The organism is Flavobacterium sp. NLM, from assembly GCF_002210235.1.
Taxonomy (GTDB): domain Bacteria; phylum Bacteroidota; class Bacteroidia; order Flavobacteriales; family Flavobacteriaceae; genus Flavobacterium; species Flavobacterium panici.
On record NZ_LIAC01000004.1, the window covers coordinates 137,155 to 163,448 of the forward strand.

Sequence of the window (26,294 nt, forward strand, 5' to 3'; positions counted from 1 at the left end):
GAATCGAGAGATTTGAAAAGAACCACTAGATAAAGCATCGAATAATAATATTTAAAATATACGATGAAGAGTTTGATCCTGGCTCAGGATGAACGCTAGCGGCAGGCTTAACACATGCAAGTCGAGGGGTAGAGCACTTCGGTGCTTGAGACCGGCGCACGGGTGCGTAACGCGTATGCAATCTGCCTTTCACAGAGGGATAGCCCAGAGAAATTTGGATTAATACCTCATAGTATTACGACTCGGCATCGAGATGTAATTAAAGTCACAACGGTGAAAGATGAGCATGCGTCCCATTAGCTAGTTGGTAAGGTAACGGCTTACCAAGGCAACGATGGGTAGGGGTCCTGAGAGGGAGATCCCCCACACTGGTACTGAGACACGGACCAGACTCCTACGGGAGGCAGCAGTGAGGAATATTGGACAATGGGCGCAAGCCTGATCCAGCCATGCCGCGTGCAGGATGACGGTCCTATGGATTGTAAACTGCTTTTGTACGAGAAGAAACATCCCGACGTGTCGGGACTTGACGGTATCGTAAGAATAAGGATCGGCTAACTCCGTGCCAGCAGCCGCGGTAATACGGAGGATCCAAGCGTTATCCGGAATCATTGGGTTTAAAGGGTCCGTAGGCGGTTTAGTAAGTCAGTGGTGAAAGCCCATCGCTCAACGGTGGAACGGCCATTGATACTGCTGAACTTGAATTACTGGGAAGTAACTAGAATATGTAGTGTAGCGGTGAAATGCTTAGATATTACATGGAATACCAATTGCGAAGGCAGGTTACTACCAGTTGATTGACGCTGATGGACGAAAGCGTGGGGAGCGAACAGGATTAGATACCCTGGTAGTCCACGCCGTAAACGATGGATACTAGCTGTTGGGAGCAATCTCAGTGGCTAAGCGAAAGTGATAAGTATCCCACCTGGGGAGTACGTTCGCAAGAATGAAACTCAAAGGAATTGACGGGGGCCCGCACAAGCGGTGGAGCATGTGGTTTAATTCGATGATACGCGAGGAACCTTACCAAGGCTTAAATGTAGATTGACCGTTTTGGAAACAGAACTTTCGCAAGACAATTTACAAGGTGCTGCATGGTTGTCGTCAGCTCGTGCCGTGAGGTGTCAGGTTAAGTCCTATAACGAGCGCAACCCCTGTTGTTAGTTGCCAGCGAGTCATGTCGGGAACTCTAACAAGACTGCCAGTGCAAACTGTGAGGAAGGTGGGGATGACGTCAAATCATCACGGCCCTTACGCCTTGGGCTACACACGTGCTACAATGGCCGGTACAGAGAGCAGCCACTGGGCGACCAGGAGCGAATCTATAAAACCGGTCACAGTTCGGATCGGAGTCTGCAACTCGACTCCGTGAAGCTGGAATCGCTAGTAATCGGATATCAGCCATGATCCGGTGAATACGTTCCCGGGCCTTGTACACACCGCCCGTCAAGCCATGGAAGCTGGGGGTGCCTGAAGTCGGTGACCGCAAGGAGCTGCCTAGGGTAAAACTGGTAACTAGGGCTAAGTCGTAACAAGGTAGCCGTACCGGAAGGTGCGGCTGGAACACCTCCTTTCTAGAGCCTTAGTGTTAGCTATATGCACGCTGGGGAAAAAAGATGCGAAACCTGTTGGTTTTGAATCGAGGATTATATTACTCTTGCTGTTAGTTCAAATAATAAATTTTTAAGTAAAACAGAGTCTCGTAGCTCAGCTGGTTAGAGTACTACACTGATAATGTAGGGGTCGGCAGTTCGAGTCTGCCCGGGACTACTTTTTAAGAATTGTTAATTATAAATTATGAATTGTAAATTATAAGAAACAAGAATAAATTAAAAAGACTGAAACTTAGAAAAAAGGAAATTTTAGAGGTTGAGTAACCGTTTTAAGTACTGTTAACTGAAAACTGTTAACTGACAACTAAAAAATGGGGGATTAGCTCAGCTGGCTAGAGCGCCTGCCTTGCACGCAGGAGGTCAACGGTTCGACTCCGTTATTCTCCACTGATTGTCTATAAAGATAGACAATAAAAGTTCATTGACATATTGAGATAAGAAAATAATAAGAAAGTAGAAAGCGTTTTTTACAATTTTATTGTAAAAAACAAAAAAAACGGTCTTGTTTTAAGAAACAAGATTGGTACAATAAGCAAAATAAGGGCGTATGGGGGATGCCTAGGCTCTCAGAGGCGATGAAGGGCGTGATAAGCTGCGAAAAGCTGCGGGGACAAGCACACATTGATTGATCCGCAGATACCCGAATGGGGCAACCCACTATGTTGAAGACATAGTACACCGATAGGTGGGCAAACCCGCTGAACTGAAACATCTAAGTAGGCGGAGGAGAAGAAAACAAAAGTGATTCCGTAAGTAGTGGCGAGCGAACGCGGATTAGCCCAAACCAGTGATGTTACGGCATTGCTGGGGTTGTAGGACCACGATATTTTATGCATGCAGAACCGGAAGTTACTGGAAAGTGACACCATAGAGGGTGATAGTCCCGTATGGGTAATAAATGTAATAGATAGTGGTATCCTGAGTAGGGCGGGGCACGTGAAACCCTGTCTGAATTTGGCGGGACCATCCGCTAAGGCTAAATACTCCTGAGAGACCGATAGTGAACCAGTACCGTGAGGGAAAGGTGAAAAGAACCGTGAATAACGGAGTGAAATAGATCCTGAAACCATACGCTTACAAGCGGTCGGAGCCCTTTCGTGGGGTGACGGCGTGCCTTTTGCATAATGAGCCTACGAGTTAACGCTGCTGGCGAGGTTAAGTGGTTAAGCCACGGATCCGCAGCGAAAGCGAGTCTGAATAGGGCGCTTTAGTCAGTAGTGTTAGACGCGAAACCGTGTGATCTACCCATGGGCAGGATGAAGCTGTGGTAACACACAGTGGAGGTCCGAACCGGTTGACGTTGAAAAGTCTTCGGATGACCTGTGGGTAGGGGTGAAAGGCCAATCAAACTCGGAAATAGCTCGTACTCCCCGAAATGCATTTAGGTGCAGCGCTGAATTAAGTTATATAGAGGTAGAGCTACTGATTGGATGCGGGGGCTTCACCGCCTACCAATTCCTGACAAACTCCGAATGCTATATAATGTTTCTCAGCAGTGAGGGCTTGGGTGCTAAGGTCCAAGTCCGAGAGGGAAAGAACCCAGACCATCAGCTAAGGTCCCCAAATATACACTAAGTTGAAAGAACGAGGTTTGTCTGCCCAGACAGCTAGGATGTTGGCTTGGAAGCAGCCATTCATTTAAAGAGTGCGTAACAGCTCACTAGTCGAGCGGACGAGCATGGATAATAATCGGGCATAAGTGTATTACCGAAGCTATGGATTTACAGTTTACTGTAAGTGGTAGGGGAGCATTCTAACAGGGTTGAAGGTGTATCGTCAGGTATGCTGGACTGGTTAGAAAAGAAAATGTAGGCATAAGTAACGATAATGCGGGCGAGAAACCCGCACACCGAAAAACTAAGGTTTCCACAGCTATGCTAATCAGCTGTGGGTTAGTCTGGTCCTAAGGCGAACCCGAAAGGGACAGTCGATGGCTAACGGGTTAATATTCCCGTACTACTAATTACTGTGATGGGGTGACGGAGTGATGAAAGCGCCGCGAACTGACGGAATAGTTCGTTAAAGTACCTAGCTATACGCTCTATAGGCAAATCCGTAGAGAGTGGTGAAATACGATAGTACTCGGAGTCTTCGGACAAAGAGATAGTGCGCCTAAGGGCTTCCAAGAAAAACCTCTAAACTTCAGGTAATTAGTACCAGTACCGTAAACCGACACAGGTAGTTGAGGAGAGAATCCTAAGGTGCTCGAGAGATTCATGGCTAAGGAATTAGGCAAAATAGACCTGTAACTTCGGGAGAAAGGTCGCCCCGAGCAATCGGGGCCGCAGTGAAGAGGTCCAGGCGACTGTTTATCAAAAACACAGGGCTCTGCAAAATCGTAAGATGAAGTATAGGGCCTGACACCTGCCCGGTGCTGGAAGGTTAAGAGGAGATGTTATCTTCGGAGAAGCATTGAATTGAAGCCCCAGTAAACGGCGGCCGTAACTATAACGGTCCTAAGGTAGCGAAATTCCTTGTCGGGTAAGTTCCGACCTGCACGAATGGTGTAACGATCTGGACACTGTCTCAGCCATGAGCTCGGTGAAATTGTAGTAACGGTGAAGATGCCGTTTACCCGCAGTGGGACGAAAAGACCCTGTGCACCTTTACTATAGCTTAGTATTGACCTTGGATAAATGATGTGTAGGATAGGTTGGAGACTATGAAGCGGCGTCGCCAGGCGTTGTGGAGTCATTGTTGAAATACAACCCTTTGTTTATCTGAGGCCTAACCCCGCGCTGCGGGGGACATTGCTTGGTGGGTAGTTTGACTGGGGTGGTCGCCTCCAAAAGAGTAACGGAGGCTTCTAAAGGTTCCCTCAGTACGCTTGGTAACCGTGCGTAGAGTGCAATGGCATAAGGGAGCTTGACTGAGAGACATACAGGTCGATCAGGTACGAAAGTAGAGCATAGTGATCCGGTGGTTCCGCATGGAAGGGCCATCGCTCAAAGGATAAAAGGTACGCCGGGGATAACAGGCTGATCTCCCCCAAGAGCTCATATCGACGGGGGGGTTTGGCACCTCGATGTCGGCTCGTCACATCCTGGGGCTGGAGAAGGTCCCAAGGGTTGGGCTGTTCGCCCATTAAAGTGGCACGCGAGCTGGGTTCAGAACGTCGTGAGACAGTTCGGTCTCTATCTACTGTGGGCGTTAGAAATTTGAGTGGATCTGATTCTAGTACGAGAGGACCGAATTGGACAAACCTCTAGTGTATCTGTTGTCCCGCCAGGGGCACCGCAGAGTAGCTACGTTTGGAAGGGATAAGCGCTGAAAGCATATAAGCGCGAAACCCACCACAAGATGAGATTTCTTTTAAGGATCGTGGAAGATGACCACGTTGATAGGCTATAGATGTAAAGGCAGTAATGTCATAGTCGAGTAGTACTAATAATCCGTAAGCTTATGTACAACCTTTTCCTCTCTCGTCCCAGACGAGAGGGGAGGAAACTTTCTAAATACTAAAACTTTCTTTATCTCAGTATGTTAAAATATTTGCCCGTCGCGGGCAGTCTTTAAGTCGAAAGATTAAAGTCAAAAGTCGAAAGACTTTACAACTTTAAGACTTGTGACTTTAGACTAACAACCTTAAGGTGGTTATTGCGGCGGGGCTCACCTCTTCCCATCCCGAACAGAGTAGTTAAGCCCGCCTGCGCAGATGGTACTGCAGTATTGTGGGAGAGTATGTCGTCGCCTTTCTTTTAAGAATCCTCATCATGTATTTGATGAGGATTTTTTGTTTTATAATACTTTTGGAAACTAATTTCAAAGAAAGAAATCTAACGTTTTCAGGGTTTAAACTGCAGGATATGGCCTTATTTTTTGAACTTGCTAAATATCGAGCGATATTCCTTTCTTTTATATCGAAATTGTATTTGTGTGTGCTTTTCGATAGATAATGCCTTAAATTTTATTTTTTGCTTGTTATTTTTTAAGTTTTAAAACTATTTCATTTCTATTTTATCTTTAGATAATATCCTTCTACTTTGCTGGACTTTTAAATGTATCATTAAATCAAAAAAAAAGTTTTAATTTTAAATTGAAATCTTTCTCCTATTCTGAAAGATTATTTTTTAAAGAAAATTGAAATGTCACAAATTAATGCAAACCCAAAAGTTGATTTCTTTTTTGATGAAGCCAAGAAATGGCAGGAAGAATTAATTTTAATGCGAAAAATTGCCCTTGAATGTCAATTAAGCGAAGAATTAAAATGGGGTGTTCCTTGTTATACTTATAAAGAAAATAACGTCGTACTAATTCATTCTTTTAAAGAATATTGTGCTTTTTTGTTTTTTAAAGGTGCTTTATTAAAAGATACAGATGGTATTTTGATCCAGCAATCTGAAAATGTTCAGGCAGCGCGTCAAATACGATTTACAAATCTTAAAGAAATTGTTGGATTAAAAGACATCTTAAAAACATATATTTATCAGGCAATAGAAATTGAAAAAGCCGGTTTGAAAGTAGAACTGAAAAAAACTTCTGAATTTGAAGTATCTGAAGAATTTCAGAAGAAATTAGATACTATGCCTGATTTACAAAAAGCTTTTTCTGCACTTACACCTGGAAGACAAAGGGCTTATCTTTTACATTTTTCTCAACCAAAACAATCCAAAACAAGAGAGGCGAGAGTAGAAAAAAATATTCCAAATATTTTAGATGGGAAAGGGTTGAACGATTAAATCATTCTGGTAAATATGGAAAGTAAAAATAATATTCAAAATAGAATTCTTCAAAGTAAAATATTGCTTAAGGCTCCAACGGATATAGTTTGGGAAATGTGGACAAATCCGGAACATATTTCAAATTGGTGGGGACCAAACGGTTTTACAAATACAATTCATAAAATGGATTTTAAGGAAGAAGGCGAGTGGAATTTAACAATGCATGGACCGGATGGAAAGAATTACCCAAACCGCAGTATCTTTAAAGAAATTATCTCACTTAGAAAAATTGTTTTCGAACATTTCAATCCGCATTTTATTACAACTGTTTTATTTGAATCTAACAATTCAGAAACACTATTAGACTGGACACTTTTATTCGATTCTGAAGAAATGTTTGATATTATTGTAAAAGCTCACAAAGCAGATCAGGGACAAAAAGAGAATATAGAAAAGCTTGAAAAATATCTCTCAGAATTTATTTCCTAATTTAATTCAAAAGCCATGAATAATCAAAAATATAAATTATCATCAGAACAGCAAGAATCATTGTTAAGTATTCTTGAAGCACGTTTTGAAAATAATAAACATCGTCATCAAAATATTGAATGGGAAAAAGTAGAGTCAAAGCTAAAAGCTAATCCTGAAAAACTTTGGTCTCTTGATGAAATGGAAAGAACTGAAGGAGAGCCGGATGTTGTAGGCTATGATGACAAAACAAATGAATATATCTTTTATGATTGTGTGGCTGAAAGCCCAAAAGGGCGTAGAAGTATTTGTTACGATCATGAAGCATTAGAAAAAAGAAAAGAGAATAAGCCAAAAGACAGTGCTGTAAACATGGCTTCTGAAATGGGAATTCAAATTTTGAATGAAGATGAATACCGCGAACTTCAAAAACTTGGAAAATTTGATACTAAAACATCAAGCTGGATTTTAACTCCCACAAACATCAGAAAATTGGGCGGAGCAATTTTTTCAGATTTTCGTTATGATACCGTTTTTGTATACCACAATGGTGCCGATTCATATTATGCTGCGAGAGGTTTCCGTGGTTCATTAAGAGTTTAAAGAGTAAAAATAGATATGATATTAGCCTTCGATACTTATTACTTTAATAATAAAGCAAAAACTGTATGCCTTGAATTTGAGAATTGGAATGAAGATAAAAACTTTAAAGTTCACACAGAAATAATTGATAATGTTTCAGAATATATTCCGGGAGAATTCTATAAAAGAGAACTTCCGTGTATTATCAGTTTGTTAAATCAGATTGATTTGGAAAATATAGAAGCTATAATTGTGGACGGATTCGTATATTTAGATGATGATAAAAAGCATGGTTTAGGCGGACGTTTATATGAAAAGCTCAATAAACAAATTCCGATTATTGGTGTTGCCAAAACTAATTTTGCAAGTATCGAAAAAGATAAAAAGCCTTTGTTAAGAGGCGACAGCGCAAAACCATTATTTGTAACATCTATTGGGATTGATTTAGAAGAAGCTTTCCAAAAAGTTGAAACTATGTCTGGTGAATTTAGAATGCCGACTTTATTAAAAGAGTTAGATCGTTTAACGAAAGAACTTTAATTTTTTATGGATATACAACTTTGGAATCAAATCGAAAATTTTGATCTCGACAAACCAAATGATCAATACGGATTTTCAACAAGATTAGCATTCGAAAATAGTTGGACTATTTATTTTACTAAAACAGCGATTTTAGAATATAAAAAATTCATGTATCTGGCCGCAACTTCAAACGAAATGGTTTCGCCTTCAGAAATTGTTGATATTGTCTGGCATCAGCATTTAATTTTTACAAATTCCTATTCTGATCTCTGTACAATTTTAGCAAAAAGAATTGAGCATATTCCGTCAACACACAATAAAGCGGAACACGAGAAATTCCATAAAGCAAAAGAAGTTACTAAAAACTTATACGAATTAAATTTTGGAAAACAGCCAGAAGAAATTTGGACTCTTGGAAATCCAATGGATTCTCTCCAATTAGACAACGCTAATTATAATCTAGGAATATTAAAAATAATTTTTTTAGGAGCATTTATACTTTTAAGTTTTCCTATTTCTCTTCTTATAAAACCAATTTTGATTCAAATTGATAATCCATATTTTGCATGGTATTACATATTCTTGTTCGCTTTGATAACCTTTTTATTGATGCAATTTGTTAAGAAAACTTGTGATTCGCTGATTGAAAAAATTAAGTCGAAATTAATCATTAGCAATCTCACACCTTTAGAATTGGTCTTCTTTCAAAAAAATAATCTAGACTATGTAATTCATGGAGTCGTAAATAATTTAATTGAAAATAGAAGAATTCAGGTTACAGGCAATAAATTAAACTTAATCGATGATACGCTAACAAATAATCAATATGAAAATTGTGTTATTGAGATCATGAAAGAATATGATTTAATACCTTATCTACAGTTACATCAGTTAATTATAAACAAACCAATATTTCAACAATTAAAAAAAGGAGTTGAAAAAATTAGAGAAACGATTTTAGATTCTAAACAATTTTTATTTATCATAAAAACAGCGTTGCTGGTTTTTGGACTTCTTTTAAGTATAGGCTTTAGCAGAATTATTACAGGAGTTTCTAGAGGAAAAGCTATAACTAATATTGTTATTATAACCATAATTTTAGCAGCGATCTCTTATCGTTACTATAAGAAAGTAGTGAACTATTTATTTTTTCATACAATTCACTCCTCTTTTAAAGAAGGAAAAAGTAATACTAATGTTGAACAAGACTGGCAGTGGAATTATTTTTTATACGGAGGACTGACAGCTTCTTTTATGCCTTTGGTCATGCCTGCAAATAACAACTTTTTGTCATCAAACAGTAATTCAGGATGTGGAAGTTCTGGAGGAAGCTCATGCGGGAGTTCTTGTGGCAGCTCATGCGGAAGTTCATGCGGAGGCTGTGGCGGTGACTAATTTATTTCGTAATCGTCATTTTGGCTAACCAATTGTCCAAAACGACTAAAAACAACTTCAGGCTTCGGCTGATCTTTGCATTATAATTTTAAAACAATTAAAAATGCAAAAGACAATTTTTATTACAGGAGCTTCAACTGGTTTAGGAAAATCAGCAGCAAAATTATTTCAAAGCAAAGGCTGGCAGGTAATTGCCACAATGAGAAATCCTGAAAAGGAAACAGAATTAACTTCATTAAAAAACGTAATCGTACTTCCGCTTGACGTTACAAATTCGGAACAAATTACTGAAACAATAAAAAACATTACAGAGAAATATGCTGTTGACGTTGTACTAAACAATGCCGGTTACGGATTAATTGGCGCATTAGAATCTTTAAGTGAAATTCAAATCGAACGCCAGATTGTTACGAATTTATTTGGTGTTATTAGAATTTCAAAAGCTTTTACACCACATTTTCGGGAGAAAAAAATCGGTACTTTTATAAATGTTACTTCTACTTTCGGATTAATTGGATTTCCGACTTGTTCTATTTACAGCGCAACAAAATTTGGAGTTGATGGTTTTTCAGAAAGTCTGGCATCAGAATTAACCCAATTTGGAATTCAGGTGAAAGTTGTCGCTCCAGGCGGTATGAAAACCGATTTTGCAATTCGTTCTATGGAAGTTGGACAACACGAAGCGTATGAAAAATTAACCGCAGAAGTTAGTAAAGGTTACAGCGCAGAACAATTGGAGAATTATACCAATGCAGAAGATGTTGCTCAAATTATATATGAAGCAGCAACAGATAACAAAAATCAATTGCGATATATTGCCGGAAATGATGCTAATGCTTTATATGATGAAAGAGTGAAAAATGGCGCTGAAACTCAAGTACAGAATATAAAAGCAATGTTTACTTTTTAATTTAAAATAAGATGAAAAATCAAGCGATAGAATTAACGACTTTTAAATTAAAGGGTTTTACAACACAGCAATTTATTGAAGCCAATGCAGCAATCGACGAATTTTTAAAACGTCAAAAAGGATTTCGTTCCAGAACCATTTTCGAATTGAAAAAGGGAATTGTTTACGATATGTTGGTTTGGGACAGCGCAGTAGAAGGTACAGATGCCATGCATAAATTAATGACAGAACTTAGCGATTCTGTTGTACATGATATGATTGATCAAAGTACAGTAAGCTGGAACATTGCCCCAGTCGAACATTTTATAAATTTGTGAAATGAAAAATCAACCTAAAATATTCAACAGCATTTCAGAACTGCATAAAGCTATGGGACAGCCAAAGCCCATGCATCCGCTTATTAGTATTTTAAATTATGGTGAAGCGATATTTGACCCAAAAGATTTTGAAAACGGAATTATTTTAGATTTTTATAAAATCTCTTTTAAAACTCATTTTTCGGGAAAGCTTCGTTACGGACATGGTTTTTATGATTTTGAAGAAGGCGGAATGTCGTTTGTTTCGCCGGGACAAATTTTAAAAATGCAGGAAGAAGAAGCCGATTACAGCGGAATGTCCTTAAATATTCATCCTGATTTTATTCGGCCTTATACATTAAACGCCAATATTAAAAAGTACGGATTCTTTTCGTATACGGCATCTGAAGCTTTGTATTTATCGGAAAATGAAAAAGAAACTATTTTAGATGTTTTTGCCAATATTCAAAATGAGCTGAAAGAACGAATTGATAATTTTAGCCAAGACGTGCTTATTTCGCAAATTGAACTTTTACTGAATTATAGCAATCGTTTTTACAACCGACAGTTTATTACCCGAAAAGCGGTTAATAATGATGTACTTTCGAAATTGGAAATTTTACTTGAAGACTACTTTAATAACGAAAAAGCACTTGAAAATGGTTTGCCAACCGTACAGTTTGTTGCAGATGAATTGGGTTTGTCTGCCCGATATTTAAGCGATTTGCTTCGGAATCTTTCGGGACAAAATACACAGCAGTTTATTCATGATAAACTAATAGAAAAGGCGAAAGAATATATTACGAAAGGAACTTTTTCAATTTCTGAAATTGCCTATAAATTAGGTTTTGAGCATCCGCAGTCTTTTAATAAATTATTTAAAAAGAAAACGAATATTAGTCCAATCGCGTTTCAGGAACAATTCAATAAAAATTAAATTATGGCATCAATAAATTTTGAACAGCTAAAAAAACGTTCTTTAGAAATAAGAAAGCGTTATCACGAATTAGAATTATCTCATCACGGAAGTGAATGGACAATTGAAGAAGATGCACTAGCATTTTTGACAGATGCCGGTTTAGTTGGGCGTAACGTAATGTCGCAGCAAGGAAGATGGCCAAAAGGAAATACAGAACAAGAACTCAAACATAAATTAGGAGAATCGATTTGGTGGCTGACCGTTTTGGCTGAAAGAATGAATATCGATATTGAAAAAGCAACGGAAGAATTTTTAACCAGTACCGAAAATTTACTTGGAAAATAACTTTTATGTTTTGAATCGTTTTTGCCAAATGACAAATTCCGAACAAATAACTTTGATTAACTTGCCTCTATGAAAGAATTTATAGATTATATATTGCAATTTGGAACTTTAAATCAGCATCAGCTGGATTTAATTGCGAGTAAAACAACTATATTGGAACTTAAGAAAGATGAATATTTTTCGGAAGCTGGTAAAATTGCTCAGCAAGTCGGTTTTGTTTTAGACGGAATTACTCGCGTTTGTTATTACAACAATAGAGGTGAAGAAATTACCAAATATTTTATCGACGAAAATAATCTGGTTGTTGACATGGAAAGTTTCGATAATGATATTTGTTCCAATGCTTATGTGCAGGCGATAACAGATTGTAAACTGCTGGTTTTTTCTAAAAAAGACTGGAGGGAACTTTTAGAAACTATTATTGGCTGGGATGCTATTGTGCACAGAATTATTTCAAAAGCATTGAGACAAAAAGTAGAAAGAAGAAGTCCGCTGGTTTCAGAAGATGCTACAACACGTTATTTAATGTTTTTGAAAATTTATCCAAACGTTATCAATCGCATTCCGTTATCTTATGTGGCTTCTTATTTAGGAATTACACAATCGTCATTAAGCAGAATTAGAAAAAACATCACTTAAAATTGCTTTTTGCCAAATGACAAAAGATTCCATTTTCAAAGTAACCAACTTTGTATTATAATTTTAAAACAATTTAAAAATGAAATCAGTATTAATAACAGGAGCAAACAGAAGCATAGGATTAGAAATAACAAAACAACTTTCAAAACAAGGATTGTTTGTTTATTTAGGAAGCCGCGATCTTGAAAAAGGAAACGAAGTTGTAAAAGAATTAAATAAAGATGGTTTTCAAAACATCAAAGCCATTCAAATTGATGTTACCAATCCGGATTCTATTTTAGCAGCAAAGAATATTGTAGAAAGCGAGCAGGGAAAATTAGATATCCTGATTAATAATGCGGGAATAAGCGGCGGCCAGTTTCCTCAAACCGCTTCAGATACCAGCGTAAAAGATATTAAAGATGTATTTGAGACAAACTTTTTTGGTGTTATAAGTGTTACTCAGGCTTTTTTAGAATTACTTAAAAAATCAGACAGTCCCAGAATCAGTAATATTACTTCGGGACTTGGTTCTTTGACTTTGCATAGTGATCCAACCTGGAAATATTACGATTTCAAATCGGCAGCTTATGGAACTTCAAAATCAGCATTAAATGCATATACCATTGTACTGGCTTTTGAACTAAAAGATTTGTCTTTTAAAGTAAATGCAATTGATCCGGGTTACACCGCAACAGATTTTAATCATCATAGCGGACCTGGAACTGTAGAAAGTGCAGCATCGTTTATTATTAAACATACCGTAACAGATGAAAACGGACCAAATGGGCAGTTTTTTAGTAATGATATTGAAGATGAAACAGGAGTAAGTCCTTGGTAAGACTAAAAAAAATAATTTAATGAAAAGACTCCAAATCTATATTTGGAGTCTTTTTTATTTTAATGCAAACTGAATTTATTCATATTTCAGATATTTCAAAACATCAACTTTTGTTGCCTGATAAGCCCTTGAAAGAACAACTAATAACGTTAATGAAAGTAAAGCTGTAAATCCAATTAAAAAAGGATACATAGAAATGGTAATTCTATAGGCGAAATTCTCCAGCCATTTATTTAGTAAATAATAAACAGGGAATAAAGCAATTAAAAAACCAATGATGCAGAAAAAGATATACTGTTTACAAAGTTCTATTAATAAAACATTCGTTTCTGCACCAAGAGTTTTTCTAATAGCGATTTCTTTCATTCGTCTTTCAATCGAATAAGAAGCCAGAGCAAATAGTCCGAAAAGGGCAATAGTAATTACGATAATGTTTAATAAAGAAAAAAGATTTTTTTGTTTTACATAACTGCTGTATGACTTTTTATATTCTTTATCTACAAAATCATATAAAAACGGATAGTCAGAATCAACTTTTTTTGTCCACAAATTTTCTATATCGGCTATAGTCTGCGACATGGTTTTAGGATCGGCTGTTACATAAATATTATTCAAAAGGCTCGTAAACCACGGTACACTTTTAAAATGAAATATAGTGACAGGGGGTATGGCTTCGCCGGGATTTCCAATGTTAAAATCTTTTACAACTCCTACGATAATGGCTTCTTTTCCGTCCCAGTTAATTTTTTTTCCTATCGGATCTTTCTCGTTTAATAATTTTAAAGCGGTTTCATTAATCAGCATCGAACTAATAGTATCCTGAGAATAATCCGGACTTAAATAGCGTCCTTTAACTATTTTTATTTTCATCATTTCAAGAAGGCCAAAGTCTACCGGAATATTATTTCCATCTATATTTATGTCTTTATGATGATATGAAATTACCGATTTTGCACCGTTTCCCAGAACAAATCCGCCGCCAGAAACTTGTTTTACTCCCTTAATACGCAGCAATTCATTTTTAATGCCGTTGTATTTGCGCATTCTGTCTTCATTACTAATTTTTTCGCCATAAATATTTCTATAAGAGATATTCAGAATCTGGTTTCCGTTAAAACCGACATCTTTTGAGTTCATATAATTAATCTGCTGATATACTATATAAGAACCAATAATAAAGAAAGCTGCCACAGCAAATTGAAAAATCAACATTCCGTTTCGAAGCCAGATACCATTTTTACTTCGGGCAAAATTTCCTCGCAATACTTTTAAAACATCAAAGTTGGAAACATATACCGCCGGAAAAATTCCTGCTGCAATTATCATTATAATGAATATAACGAAAAGCTGCAGATAAAACTGATTGCTTTGTAATACAAGTGTTTTTTCTAAAAAAACATTGTAATACGGTAAAGAAAGTTCTACAATAACAAGCGATATCAAAATAGAAAACAATGAAATTATTGCGGTTTCAAAAATAAACTGTTGTATGATTTCTATTTTCGATGCTCCAACGATCTGACGAACGCCAACTTCCTTAGCTCTTTTTACAGCATTTGCAGTAGCCGAATTGACATAGTTTACAATTGACAGTATTAAGACTAAAATTGATAATCCGGTAAAAATTAATAATAGCTGATAATTTCCGTTAGATTCTATCAAACCACCGGTTTTAGTATGTAAACGAACAATCGATAAAGGTTCTAAATGAGGTTTTACTTCGCCAAATTTTTTAATAAACTCTTGCGGACTCATACCTTGAGCTTTTGCCCGCGGCATCATCATGTTCTCATAATAAACTTTAGCCAGATTTTTTGTAACGATTTCTGAATCAGTTGGTTTTTTTAATTTTAATAAAAGAATAAACTGAAAATTCCCCCATTGCTGAATGCTGTTTTTTACTCGTGTGTCCATGAAATTGACTACACACGAAGGATTAAAAACCGATTTTTTATCCAGTTTGTAAACACCTCTAACAATTAAAACCTGATTTTGTAAAATAACCTTTTTCCCTAAAGCGCTCTCGCTTCCAAAAAGCTGCTGCGACAAATCTTGGGATATACTAATACTATTTACATCAGGCAGTGCATTTTTTATATTTCCTTCAATAAAGGAATAAGGAAAATATTCGAAAAAGTTTTTCTGTGCTACAACAATTTTGTCAGACTGTACTTTTTTATTATTGTAACGAATAATTTCATTGTCATAATTGCCATTTAAATAACAAAAAGATTCGACTTCGGGACTTGTATTTTTTATGGCAGAGCCTATAGGTGCAGAACTTGAAGCCCAATAGGTGGTTGGGTCCATTTGATTGGCTACTAAAAATACATTGTCTTTGTTCGGGTTCCATTGATCATAACTCTGTTCGTCGTTCCAATACAAAATCGCAAAAATTAAACCCGCAATTCCAATACTCAATCCCAAAACATTCAAAACCGTAAACAGCTTATTGTTTTTTATATGATACGTAAAAACATTAATCCAATTTTTCAGCATGACCTTATTTTTTAGAAGTTACTAAAACATCCACATTTCTCTGATTTAATTTCTCCGAAAGAATAACTCCATCTTTCATTAAAATTATTTTCTGCGAAAAAGAAGCGTCATAATCAGAATGTGTCACCATCAAAATTGTAGAACCGGCAGCATGAAGATCTGTCAATAATTCCATTACTTCATTTCCGTTTTTACTGTCCAGATTTCCTGTAGGCTCATCGGCAAGAATAATTTTAGGGTCATTAATTAAAGCTCTTGCAACCGCTACACGCTGCTGTTGCCCGCCCGAAAGCTGCTGCGGAAAATGTTTTAAACGATGTGAAATGCCTAAAACAGCTGCAATATGCTCTATTTTTTTCTTTCTTTCAGATGACGGAACATTATTGTAAATCAACGGAAGTTCGATATTATCATAAACCGATAATTCATCAATTAAATTAAAATTCTGAAAAATGAACCCAATATTTTCTTTTCTGGCTTTCGATTTTAATTTCTCTTTCAGGGCAATCATTTCCTGTCCCAGCAATTCATAACTTCCGCCAGAAGCGCTGTCTAATAATCCGATGATATTTAATAAAGTCGATTTCCCGCTTCCGGACGGTCCCATTATCGAGACAAAATCACCTTCGTTTATGGTTAATGAAATTTCGCTTAAAGCATTTGTTTCTACTTCTTCGGTTCTAAAAATTTTAGAAAGTTTTTTGATCGTAATCATAATTGATTTTTTAATGTTTGATTGCTATTCGTTTTCTGATTTTTTTTGTCTTCTGAAGTAAAAGAAACACACCCGAAAATTAAGATAATTAACAATGCGATTTATAGGTTTTTATTTTGCTATTTTTACTTCCAGAAGGCTTTAATAATTAATGATTTACAAGTAGAAAAGTGATTTTCATGCCAAAAATTTAAACCTTGTAACTGCCTTATTTTTAAAATTTTATTATCCGAAAAAAAGCTATAGTGTCCAGAATTGGACACCTTTTGTCCAAAACCGAACAAAAATGAAAAAGACAAACGCATCAATATTAATCATCGACGATCAGGAAGACATACTTTTTGCATCAAAAGTGTACCTGAAAAAGTATTTTGAGAACATTCATACACTTAATAATCCAAAAAAAATAGTCGAATTATTGTCGAAAAATACCATCGATGTCGTTTTGCTCGACATGAATTACAGAATAGGTTTTGAGGATGGAAGAGAAGGTTTATACTTGCTGAAAGAAATAAAAACGCTTTCGCCGAAAACTGTTGTGATTTTAATGACGGCTTTTGGGAAAGTAGAAACTGCGGTTGAAGGATTAAAATCGGGTGCTTTTGATTATATCTTAAAACCCTGGGAAAACAAGAAACTTTTAGAGTCTGTAAAACAAGCCGTTGACAAATCCCGAAAAGAACAAAAAAAGAATAAAGAGATTGAAACCGATAATGACTTTTTTATCGGCACTTCAGAAATAATAAAAAAAGCATATTCTCTTGCCGATAAAGTGGCAAAAACTGATGCCAATGTTTTGATTCTTGGAGAAAACGGAACAGGAAAATTTGTTTTGGCACATCATATTTACAGCCAGTCTGAAAGAAAAAATAATCCATTTATAGCCGTTGATTTAGGTTCGCTGAATTCGAATATTTTCGAAAGTGAATTATTCGGCTACGCAAAAGGCGCTTTTACCGATGCAAAAATTGATACGCCCGGACGTTTTGAAATGGCGCAGAACGGAACTATTTTTTTAGATGAAATAGGAAATGTTCCGCTGCATTTGCAATCTAAATTATTGCAGGTTATTCAAACCAAAACCGTAACAAGATTGGGAGAAACTAAAGCAAGACCTTTGAATGTTAGAATCATTACGGCAACCAATTTGAATTTAAAACTGGAAGTGGCCGATAAAAATTTCAGAGAAGATTTGTATTATCGCATTAATACGATGGAGATTGTACTGCCGCCGCTTCGGGAACGAAACGAAGATAAAATTCCGCTGGCAGAATATCTTCTCGATAAAATGATTGAAAAATATGGAAGAAGCGAAATTACTTTTGATAAAAAGGTTTTGGAACAAATTGAAAAACATGCATGGAACGGAAACATCCGCGAAATGGAAAATAAAATTGAACGCGCTGTTATTCTTTGTGAAAACAATACAATCACGGTTTCTGATTTAGATTTAGAAACCATAACTCCTTATGATGAAAACCCGGATGATATTCAGCTTTCTTCTGTAGAAAAGGCGACGATTGAAAAAGCGCTTCTTAAGCACAATAATAATATCAGTAAAACTGCCGATGAATTAGGTTTGTCAAGAGGTTCTTTGTACAGACGTTTAGAGAAATATAACATCAATATCAACTAGTATGTTTAAAACACTGCAAACTTATAAACTGCTCTTTTTTCGATTAATCGCCATTGTTTTGGGAATCGAAATTTCGATTTATTTCTTTAAAATCGATTTGCTGTTTACGGGAATATTTGGCTTTTTTATTGTTTTTCTACTCATTCGCGAAATGTATTTTTATGTTCGCAATTTTATTTTGCTTTACGATAAAACCATTTCTTCGATTTTGCAGAATGATTTTTCATCTGATTTTACCAAACATAAAGCCAATAAAAATTATGGTGATTTGTTTCAATTGTACGATACTTTGAAAAGCAGACAAAACGAACAAATTTCAAAAGATATTATTTACAGCTCTATTTTAAATAATATCGAAACAGGAATTATCATTTTAGAAAAACAAGAAAATGACTGGGATATATTTTTGATGAATGATTATTTCTCGTCTCATTTTAATGTTCCTAAAGTTTCGAAATGGAAATATCTTAAAAATCAATTACCATCACTTTGTGAAATTATTGAAGAAGATGATTTTCATGAAATAAAAACGTCTGTAGAAATTAGTATAAACGAACAAGCCGCACAGACTTTTGTTTTACAGGCATCTAAAACAGAAATTTATGAACGAGAATATTGTATCGTTTTACTCGATTCTATTCAAAATGTAGTCGAGAAAAAAGAAAAAGATGCGTGGGTTAATTTGATGAAAGTGATTTCGCATGAACTTTTAAATTCGATAACGCCCATTCGTTCTATTTGTCAAAACCTGCAGGATTTGGTAGAACAGGATTCACTTTCGGCAGAAGATTTAGAAGATATCAAAAACAGCGTTGAAACCATGTTAAGGCGAAGCGATCATTTGCAGAAATTTGTTGAAGGTTATCGAAAACTGGCGATGCTTCCGTCTCCAAAAAAACAAAAAATAGAGTTGCAGCCTTTGATTGAGAATTGTCTGCAAATCATGAATCCGTTGTTTAAAAAAGACGGAATTCAAGTTGTAAACACAATTTCACTAAAACGCCCAATTAATGTTGACCCGCAGCAAACGGAACAGGTTATCATTAATCTTTTAACGAATTCTGTTTATGCGTTAAAAAATACGACTCAAAAGCAAATTTTAATTTCGGCAGAAGCCAAAGAAAACAGAACCTACATTAAAATAACTGACACCGGAAGCGGAATTGAAAAAGAAATCGAAAATAAAGTTTTCCTGCCTTTCTTCACCACGAGAAACGAAGGCGCCGGAATTGGTTTAACGCTTTCTAAAAATATTATTGAAGCGCACGGCGGTTATGTTTCTTTTAAAACTGAGAATGGGAAGACTGTTTTTGAGATTTGTTTGGTGGAGGGATGAAGTTATTGATGATAAGGTTCGGTGAAGATATTTCTTATATTAGCTCTCAAAATAAATAGTTTTTTAGCGAGATACAACTGTTTATTTCTGTATAAAACAAGTTAAAAGTATTTAAATGAAACACATTACAAAAGATATAATATTGAATATTGCATGGATTCTGTGCTTTAGCTTATTGGCCTATGTACAAATTGAAAGACTGAAAGAACCATGGGAAAAATCACTATTCGCAGCACTTAGTGTGATTACAGTATTATTGTTCATAAAAAATGTAAGCAGGATTAAATATTATACGCTCATTGATGATGTTTTAACTATTCGTCAAATATTCTCGAAGCCGAAACAATACAGTTTAAAAACTGTTTCAGGTTGGAGTGAAAATCAGTATGAATTATTTGGTTTTAAAACGGGACGAAATATAATTTTAAAAACAAAAGAAGGATCAAAAATCAATTTAGTCAAAAGGAATTCTAAAGATTTTGAAAAGCTTTCAGATTATTTGAATGAAAATTTTCCTGGATCGTTTGAAAAAGAGTAGATAAAAATTGATTATTATTAGTTTAGTCCCTACAGGACAAATATTTCGGTTTGATTGTTTTTTCTACCGATATTTAACTCCTAACGGAGTTTTCGTAGAAATTAAATATCGGTAGAAAAAGAAGATCCAATAAACGAATAATACTCCGTTAGGAGTTAAATATCGGTAGAATAAAAAAGGAACCCGCAAAGAATATCCCGTAAGGGATTATATATAAAACGAACCAAATGATAAAAAAGATACTCGTTCTTATCTTTAGTTTTTGCTTAACTGCCGGCTTTTCACAAAATGATATAAAAGAAAATAGTGATGAATTTATTAATTCATAAATTGAATCTAAAATACCTGATTTAAAATCCTTGGTTGAATCAAATGTGATGAATCCATTTACAAAGAAATTGTATTCAGATTTTGCAATTGACACTTTTAGAGTTGGATATTATTTTAGAAATAAGAACAGGAAAGTTCCTGTAAATTATAAACAACAAGTTGATTTAGTTAAGCATGTGACAAGCAGGTATGAAAAATAATTAATAAATACTATCAATTATTAAAGGCGAAGTCAACTGAAACGCAGAAAAAAGCTCTGATAAAATCTCAAAATGCCTGGGAAATTTTTAAGAAAGAAGAATCTCTATGGATTTTAACCCGTTTAAGAGATGATTGGTTTGATTACAACTACTATTTAGATTATTGTAATATCATGAAACAAAGAATGATAATCTTGTTTGATTGTTACATTGATTTTGAAGAACATGGGAATTATTGAAATATAGGTGTATTATACTTGTTTAGTCCCTACGGGACAAATATTTAGCATTGATTGTTTTTTTTCTACCGATATTTAACTCCTGCCGGAGTATTTCGTAGAAATTAAATACCGGTAGAAAAAGAAGATCCAATAAATGAATAATACTCCGTTAGGAGTTAAATATCGGTAGCAAAATATCGGTAGCAAAATATCGGTAGCAAAATATCGGTAGCAAAATATCGGTAGCAAAATATCGGTAGCAAAATATCGGTAGAAAAAAATAAGAGCCCAATAAAAAATATCCCGTAGGGATTATACTCATATCTAATAAAAAACCTCCAAAATTATTCCTCAATAATTTTTTTTCGATGTTCAATTCCCCAATCGGTCAAATTATTGATAATTGTCTGCAGTGTTTTTCCATGATCTGTAAGTACATAGTGAACACTTACAGGCTGTGTGTCTAGAACCAATCTCTTAATTAGTTTATTTATTTCCAGCTCTTTTAATTCCTTACTCAGCATTTTGTTTGAAATGCCCACAACATCATTCAGGATATCTGAGAACCTTCTTTCGTTATAATAACAAATAGAAGAAATAATAGATATTTTCCATTTTCCGCTCAACACATCCATTGAATCCTGGACAGCCATCATCTCTTTTTTGTGCTTCTCTTTTTCACGTACTACACATTCCATAAGGTTACTTTGTTACTTCAAGGTTACTGTTACTTTTAGTTACAAAGTTACTAAAATAAATTAAACTGACATAAATTTGCATCAGTAACATAATTTAAAATTATAAAAATGAGCAAATTAAAAAATAAAGTAGCAATAATTACAGGCGCTTCAAAAGGAATTGGTGCTTCTATTGCTAAATATTTTGCAGCAGAAGGTGCAAAAGTTGTAGTGAATTATGCATCAAGTAAAGAGGATGCAGACAAAGTAGTAAAAGCAATAAAAGATAACGGAGGAACAGCAATTGCAGTACAAGGCGATGTTTCAAACGAATCAGATGTGACAAGACTTTTTGAAGAAACCAAAAATGCTTTTGGAACATTGGATATTTTGGTAAACAATGCAGGTATTTATCAATATGCGCCAATTGAAGAATTGTCTGCGCAATCTTTCCATTCACAATTTAATATCAATGTTTTAGGATCATTACTTTCCATTCAGGCGGCTTTAAAATTGTTTGGAGAAAAAGGCGGTAACATTATCAATATCAGTTCAGAAGCCGGAAAATCGCCTCTTCCAACAGGATCTGTATATTCTGCAACCAAAGCAGCTTTAGACGCCATTACGATTTCTTTATCTAAAGAATTTATCGGAAGAAACATCAGAATCAATTCTATTTTGCCAGGAATAGTAGAAACAGAAGGATCTCATTCTGCAGGTTTTATTGGCAGTGAAGCCGAAACAAAATTTGTTGCCAGCACACCTCTTGGCCGCACGGGACAGCCGGAAGATATTGCAAAAGTAGCTGTATTTCTAGCCTCTGATGATTCAGGGTGGATTACCGGAGAGAAAATTTCTGTTTCGGGAGGGATTTTCGGATTATAATTTATTTCCAATTTTTAAAAAGAACAAAATGAGCAAATTAAAAAATAAAGTAGCCGTAATTACTGGAGGTAATAGCGGAATAGGTTTTGGTATTGCAGAAGCATTCAAAAATGAAGGAGCTTCAGGAACTATAACCGGAAGAAATGAAGTAACATTAAATAATGCTGTAGCAGCTTTAAAATCAGATTTTATAGGTATTGCCGGAGATGTAACCAAAAACGATGACTTAGAAAATATATTTAAAAAGACTTCTGATAAATTTGGAAAAATAGATGTATTGGTAGTTAATGCAGGCGGTGTTGTCGACGGCGTTCCTATGGCTGATATCGAAAATATTACCGAAGAAGGTTATGACCGATATATGGATTTGAATTTGAAAAGTTCCTATTTCACCGTAAAAAAAGCACTTCCATATTTAAATGATGGCGCATCAATAATACTTATCGGGTCGAGTGCTGCACATCGCGCTGCGCCGGGAATGGCAATTTATTCCGCAGCAAAAGCAGCAATTATATCATTGGCAAAAGGTTTATCATTAGATTTATTACCAAGAAAAATACGTGTGAATACACTTTCACCCGGATCTATAGACACACCAGTATTTGGAAAATTAGTGCCGGAAGAACACTTAGATGCTGTAAAACAAATGTGGATTGATATTACTCCAGTAGGTAGACAAGGTCTTCCGTCAGACATTGGAAACGCAGCTGTATTTTTGGCATCAGATGATTCTGCTTTTATAGTGGGAACAGAAATCTTATCAGATGGCGGTTTAACCAATATCAGCCTGATGAAATAAAATAGTAACATCTTTTTAATGAAAAACTCCAAAATCAAATGACTTTGGAGTTTTCTATTTTATCTAATTATTTTTAAATATGCGGTATAAACATCATCTTTAATAGAAGTTCGCATATAATATAAATCTTCATCTTTGGTACTTAAATCAAATTTAATTAAACCCGCATCACAATAATAAAATATAGTATCATCAACCGGAAATTCAATATTTGAAATAGGCTGCGTTGTTAATTTTAGTTCGAATGCTATTTCACCATTGTTTATGTCTAGCTGAAAAAGTCTTCCTTTTTTGGTGTAACCCCAAATATTATCACTGTCTTCCGTTATGTATTCTACATTATTATTTTGAAAATCCCTTTTCCAAATTTGAGTTCCTGTTTTTGAATCTACAGCATATACCGAAGAAACTGTTGTGCCTTGTGCGGCAAAATATAATTTTTTGTCTTTAGTAAAAATGCGTTCCTTAATATTATATTGATCTTCTGGTAATTTAAATTGCCATAAAATGTCCAGTTTATCTGGAGTTAGCGCAAAAAGTACATCTTTTTCATTGGCTATAAAAACATTTTCACCATCGGTTACAGGTTTGCTGTGCATACTTTGGTCAAAGCTTTTTTGAGTAAGGACTTTTCCTGTATTGGCATCAAACACATATAAATTAGTTGCACTCGGAACAAAAACTTTGTTGTTAAAAAATAATACCGGAATATCGTTAGTTGGAGTATCCAGCTTGTAAGTCCATACTAAACTTCCATCTTTTGTATCAAGTGCATAAATATTACTGCTTCCGTTTTGGTTTTGAGCAGTTATATACAACTTTCCATTATTTACAACCGGAACCTGATCTTTAAGAACAATTTGATCTGTGATATTTCCTAATCTTGATTTCCAAAAAACATCACCGCTTTGGTTATCTACGGCAACAATTTCACCGTTTATAAACGGAATGTACACAACGCCATTAGAGATGGTTACTTTATTGGCGCACATTTCGGTAAAAGGACTTGTAGCTTTTACAGTCCAGCCAATTTGTTCAGATTCTAAATCGTATGAAAAAAGAGCACCGTCGTAATCATAAATTAGAATCGACGCTTCGTCTAAAGGAACTTTTTTAAGCGCGCTTACAACTTTATTAGTGACCTGTTCAGTAGGCGGTAAAGTTTTATTATTAGTATTGGTAGTTTTTGATGCGGCTGGCGTTTGCCCAAACGTATTTATAACAGCAAATACAAATAAAAGAGTTATTAGGTTTGTTTTCATTTTTAAGATTTGGGTTGATGATTTGATTTTCTTTTCAGCAAAAAAGCTGCCAAACAAAATAATATCCAGATCAAATATAGTTAAAAATTGTTACAGGGTTTTAGAAGTTATTAAAGATGAAACGGCTAACAACCCTAATTGAAAATCTCCAAAATAATTACAAAAGAATCTCGAATGAATGACGAAGTTTGTTTAGTTTTATCGGATGAACAAAAAAACATTGGAATTGCTCTCATGTTTTTTGGGAATATTATATAAAAGCCATTAAAAAACTTAAAATGAAAATCGTAAAATTATTTTTAATTGTACTTGTTTTTGCATCATGTAAAAAACAAACTGAATTTATAAAAACGCAAACTATTCAATCAGAAGTAGACAATTTAAAAACTAAATTAGAAATAGAGAAATTCATTCAAAAAATTGATACGAATTACAAAAAGTATGAATTGAAAAACCTTCAGGATTTTAATAGAAGTCACGATGGTGATAGCATCAATAAGATTTTAGCAAATAAACTTAATGTCAAAACATTTTATACAAAAGCTGATTTTGATAATAATGGCTACACAGACTTACTCGCTATTGGAGATAATCATACATGTTATGGAGAAGGAGAAAAATCATGTAGTTTTTCGCCAATTGTAGTAATGAATTTTGGAAAAAATAAAACCAAAATATTTAATATTGATTTAGAATGGGGAAAATCAATAGTACCAAAAGTTGAATATATAGATTCTCAGCCTTTTTTAGTTGTTTACAAGAAAAAATTAGTGGATTGGCAAAAGAAAAGTTATTCAGAATTAAGAATTGTTTTAACTTTCAAATTTGGAAATTTTATTGAATATAATGAAAATCCAAAAAAGGATAAAATTACCAAAATTGAATTTAGTACATCGGGTTGTTTTGGAACCTGCCCGGTTTATAAACTAACATTAAACAGAGATTCCTTATCAGTATTTAATGCCCGATATTATAACTTCAATGAAAATGAAAATATTACTTATGGTAAAGAAGAAGGAATATTTTCGACAAAGATTAGTAAAACTGAATTTGATAAATTAGAAGAATATTTAAATTACTGTGATTTTGAAAATTTAAATAAGGAATATTATGTAATGCATACTGATGATGAAACAGGAAATTTAAAAATAACTTTTAATAATGGTAAAGTAAAAACTATAAGTGATTATGGAATGGTTGGGACTTACAGTTTAAAAAACCTTTATGAAAAGCTGGCGAAACTAAGATTTAGCGAAAAATGGAAGAAAAATTAATTAACCGAGCTGAGACGAGTGTTTCACTTATTTATAAACTGTATTCACGAATGAGGCATTCGCGTCAGCAGGGTTAATTAATTTTATTACTTAACAGCCGCCTTTGCGAGGAACACGTTTAAAAATTACTTTATTATCTCGTTCTACATAGCTGCCCGATATTATGGGATAGGAATACTTAGGCGCGTATGATACTCCGTTGCTTTTTAAAATTATTGTGTCGTTAACTTTCAGGCTGTACAATTGCTGAAGCTGGGACTTTTCTGGCTCAAATCTCAGAATATAATCATCACCATCAATCCTGGCCATCACTCCAAAACCTAATAGCGATCCTGGCGGAAGAGAAAGAGACGTTATAACAGCCTCCATATTGGTATTCTTGCTTATTTTAGCAGCGCCGGCAAGCACTTTTTTACCTTGGGGAGACATTTCCCAGTTTTTGAACTTTACACCATCTGGGGTTGCTTCCCATTTTTTCAATTTGGCTTTCCTTTCAGCAATAGAGAGCGTCTTTGAAATTGGTTTTTTTGGAGTTTTATTTTTAGTTTCACAATTTGTAAAAACTAGTCCACTTACCACAACCAGCGGTAAGATCAGCGCATAAATGATTTTTTTCATATTTTTTATAGGTTTAATTAAAATAGATCTATCTCCAGATAAATCTTGTTCATGTAAAGCATTCTTTTTATTTTTCATAATCTTTAAAGCTGTTGTATCAAAATTACTTTGATATATTTCAGTCTGAGGAGTTT

Annotated in this window: 22 protein-coding genes, 2 tRNA genes and 3 rRNA genes; 22 read left to right on the forward strand and 5 right to left on the reverse strand. The window is 35.0% G+C overall.

Annotated features, from left to right (window positions below; all coding sequences use genetic code 11):
- The first annotated feature begins 60 nt into the window (after nucleotides 1–60).
- From APR43_RS05930 to APR43_RS06005, 16 genes are all read left to right on the forward strand, one after another.
- Nucleotides 61–1,574 (forward strand): 16S ribosomal RNA (locus APR43_RS05930).
- 122 nt (nucleotides 1,575–1,696) lie between these two features.
- Nucleotides 1,697–1,770 (forward strand) — tRNA-Ile (locus APR43_RS05935).
- Between the two features lie 156 nt (nucleotides 1,771–1,926).
- A tRNA-Ala gene (locus APR43_RS05940) sits at nucleotides 1,927–2,000 on the forward strand.
- A 139-nt stretch (nucleotides 2,001–2,139) separates the two neighbouring features.
- Nucleotides 2,140–5,021: ribosomal RNA gene (locus APR43_RS05945) — 23S ribosomal RNA — on the forward strand.
- A gap of 178 nt (nucleotides 5,022–5,199) precedes the next feature.
- Nucleotides 5,200–5,309 (forward strand): 5S ribosomal RNA (gene rrf, locus APR43_RS05950).
- The 16S, 23S and 5S rRNA genes sit together here with 2 tRNA genes alongside, the layout of an rRNA operon.
- 389 nt (nucleotides 5,310–5,698) lie before the next feature.
- Nucleotides 5,699–6,292 carry a YdeI/OmpD-associated family protein gene (locus APR43_RS05955; protein ID WP_053470736.1) on the forward strand — a complete coding sequence of 198 codons (594 nt, stop codon included), beginning with the start codon at nucleotides 5,699–5,701 and terminating at the stop codon, nucleotides 6,290–6,292.
- 15 nt (nucleotides 6,293–6,307) lie between these two features.
- Nucleotides 6,308–6,763 (forward strand): SRPBCC domain-containing protein, encoded by a 456-nt coding sequence (locus APR43_RS05960; RefSeq protein ID WP_053470737.1) that lies wholly within the window; start codon nucleotides 6,308–6,310, stop codon nucleotides 6,761–6,763.
- A gap of 15 nt (nucleotides 6,764–6,778) precedes the next feature.
- On the forward strand, nucleotides 6,779–7,345 hold the full coding sequence (locus APR43_RS05965; protein ID WP_053470738.1) for a DUF4256 domain-containing protein: 567 nt from the start codon (nucleotides 6,779–6,781) through the stop codon (nucleotides 7,343–7,345).
- A gap of 15 nt (nucleotides 7,346–7,360) precedes the next feature.
- Nucleotides 7,361–7,864 (forward strand): endonuclease V, encoded by a 504-nt coding sequence (locus APR43_RS05970; RefSeq protein WP_053470739.1) that lies wholly within the window; start codon nucleotides 7,361–7,363, stop codon nucleotides 7,862–7,864.
- Between the two features lie 6 nt (nucleotides 7,865–7,870).
- Nucleotides 7,871–9,241 carry a hypothetical protein gene (locus APR43_RS05975; RefSeq protein WP_053470740.1) on the forward strand — a complete coding sequence of 457 codons (1,371 nt, stop codon included), beginning with the start codon at nucleotides 7,871–7,873 and terminating at the stop codon, nucleotides 9,239–9,241.
- Nucleotides 9,242–9,344: 103 nt separating this feature from the next.
- Entirely contained in the window at nucleotides 9,345–10,151 is an 807-nt protein-coding gene (locus APR43_RS05980) for an SDR family oxidoreductase (protein WP_053470741.1), read from the forward strand.
- 11 nt (nucleotides 10,152–10,162) lie between these two features.
- On the forward strand, nucleotides 10,163–10,468 hold the full coding sequence (locus APR43_RS05985; RefSeq protein ID WP_053470742.1) for a hypothetical protein: 306 nt from the start codon (nucleotides 10,163–10,165) through the stop codon (nucleotides 10,466–10,468).
- 1 nt (nucleotide 10,469) lies between these two features.
- Nucleotides 10,470–11,384 carry a helix-turn-helix domain-containing protein gene (locus tag APR43_RS05990; protein WP_053470743.1) on the forward strand — a complete coding sequence of 305 codons (915 nt, stop codon included), beginning with the start codon at nucleotides 10,470–10,472 and terminating at the stop codon, nucleotides 11,382–11,384.
- A 3-nt stretch (nucleotides 11,385–11,387) separates the two neighbouring features.
- The gene (locus APR43_RS05995; RefSeq protein WP_053470744.1) at nucleotides 11,388–11,711 is read left to right on the forward strand and encodes a MazG-like protein; all 324 of its coding nucleotides are present in this window, start codon (nucleotides 11,388–11,390) and stop codon (nucleotides 11,709–11,711) included.
- A gap of 69 nt (nucleotides 11,712–11,780) precedes the next feature.
- Complete coding sequence (locus APR43_RS06000; protein ID WP_053470745.1) at nucleotides 11,781–12,350, forward strand: Crp/Fnr family transcriptional regulator; 570 nt, start codon at nucleotides 11,781–11,783, stop codon at nucleotides 12,348–12,350.
- A gap of 79 nt (nucleotides 12,351–12,429) precedes the next feature.
- Nucleotides 12,430–13,170, forward strand: a complete 741-nt coding sequence (locus APR43_RS06005; protein WP_053470746.1) for an SDR family oxidoreductase — start codon at nucleotides 12,430–12,432, stop codon at nucleotides 13,168–13,170.
- Between the two features lie 75 nt (nucleotides 13,171–13,245).
- Here the strand turns inward: APR43_RS06005 and APR43_RS06010 are convergent, their stop codons facing one another.
- Both APR43_RS06010 and APR43_RS06015 read right to left on the reverse strand, forming a co-directional pair.
- Nucleotides 13,246–15,669 (reverse strand): ABC transporter permease, encoded by a 2,424-nt coding sequence (locus APR43_RS06010; RefSeq protein ID WP_053470747.1) that lies wholly within the window; start codon nucleotides 15,667–15,669, stop codon nucleotides 13,246–13,248.
- Nucleotides 15,670–15,673: 4 nt separating this feature from the next.
- Nucleotides 15,674–16,384: an ABC transporter ATP-binding protein gene (locus APR43_RS06015; RefSeq protein ID WP_053470748.1), complete on the reverse strand. Its 711-nt coding sequence runs from the start codon at nucleotides 16,382–16,384 to the stop codon at nucleotides 15,674–15,676.
- A gap of 286 nt (nucleotides 16,385–16,670) precedes the next feature.
- On the opposite strand from APR43_RS06015, the gene APR43_RS06020 reads away from it, so the two are divergent.
- The 3 genes from APR43_RS06020 to APR43_RS06030 all read left to right on the forward strand — a co-directional run bounded on the left by APR43_RS06020 (nucleotide 16,671) and on the right by APR43_RS06030 (nucleotide 19,894).
- Nucleotides 16,671–18,020 (forward strand): sigma-54-dependent transcriptional regulator, encoded by a 1,350-nt coding sequence (locus APR43_RS06020; protein WP_053470749.1) that lies wholly within the window; start codon nucleotides 16,671–16,673, stop codon nucleotides 18,018–18,020.
- Nucleotide 18,021: 1 nt separating this feature from the next.
- Nucleotides 18,022–19,356 (forward strand): sensor histidine kinase, encoded by a 1,335-nt coding sequence (locus APR43_RS06025; RefSeq protein WP_053470750.1) that lies wholly within the window; start codon nucleotides 18,022–18,024, stop codon nucleotides 19,354–19,356.
- A gap of 115 nt (nucleotides 19,357–19,471) precedes the next feature.
- Nucleotides 19,472–19,894, forward strand: a complete 423-nt coding sequence (locus APR43_RS06030; RefSeq protein WP_053470751.1) for a hypothetical protein — start codon at nucleotides 19,472–19,474, stop codon at nucleotides 19,892–19,894.
- 1,095 nt (nucleotides 19,895–20,989) lie between these two features.
- Here the strand turns inward: APR43_RS06030 and APR43_RS06035 are convergent.
- On the reverse strand, nucleotides 20,990–21,343 hold the full coding sequence (locus APR43_RS06035; protein WP_053470752.1) for a winged helix-turn-helix transcriptional regulator: 354 nt from the start codon (nucleotides 21,341–21,343) through the stop codon (nucleotides 20,990–20,992).
- Nucleotides 21,344–21,451: 108 nt separating this feature from the next.
- On the opposite strand from APR43_RS06035, the gene APR43_RS06040 reads away from it, so the two are divergent.
- Nucleotides 21,452–22,207 (forward strand): SDR family NAD(P)-dependent oxidoreductase, encoded by a 756-nt coding sequence (locus APR43_RS06040; protein WP_053470753.1) that lies wholly within the window; start codon nucleotides 21,452–21,454, stop codon nucleotides 22,205–22,207.
- Between the two features lie 28 nt (nucleotides 22,208–22,235).
- Nucleotides 22,236–23,006: an SDR family NAD(P)-dependent oxidoreductase gene (locus APR43_RS06045; RefSeq protein WP_053470754.1), complete on the forward strand. Its 771-nt coding sequence runs from the start codon at nucleotides 22,236–22,238 to the stop codon at nucleotides 23,004–23,006.
- A gap of 59 nt (nucleotides 23,007–23,065) precedes the next feature.
- Here the strand turns inward: APR43_RS06045 and APR43_RS06050 are convergent, their stop codons facing one another.
- On the reverse strand, nucleotides 23,066–24,268 hold the full coding sequence (locus tag APR43_RS06050; protein WP_053470937.1) for a PQQ-binding-like beta-propeller repeat protein: 1,203 nt from the start codon (nucleotides 24,266–24,268) through the stop codon (nucleotides 23,066–23,068).
- Between the two features lie 278 nt (nucleotides 24,269–24,546).
- Between APR43_RS06050 and APR43_RS06055 the strand changes: the two genes are divergently transcribed.
- The gene (locus APR43_RS06055; RefSeq protein WP_053470755.1) at nucleotides 24,547–25,542 is read left to right on the forward strand and encodes a DUF6438 domain-containing protein; all 996 of its coding nucleotides are present in this window, start codon (nucleotides 24,547–24,549) and stop codon (nucleotides 25,540–25,542) included.
- A gap of 90 nt (nucleotides 25,543–25,632) precedes the next feature.
- Here the strand turns inward: APR43_RS06055 and APR43_RS06060 are convergent, their stop codons facing one another.
- Nucleotides 25,633–26,238 carry a hypothetical protein gene (locus APR43_RS06060; RefSeq protein ID WP_240514934.1) on the reverse strand — a complete coding sequence of 202 codons (606 nt, stop codon included), beginning with the start codon at nucleotides 26,236–26,238 and terminating at the stop codon, nucleotides 25,633–25,635.
- Nucleotides 26,239–26,294: the final 56 nt, after the last annotated feature.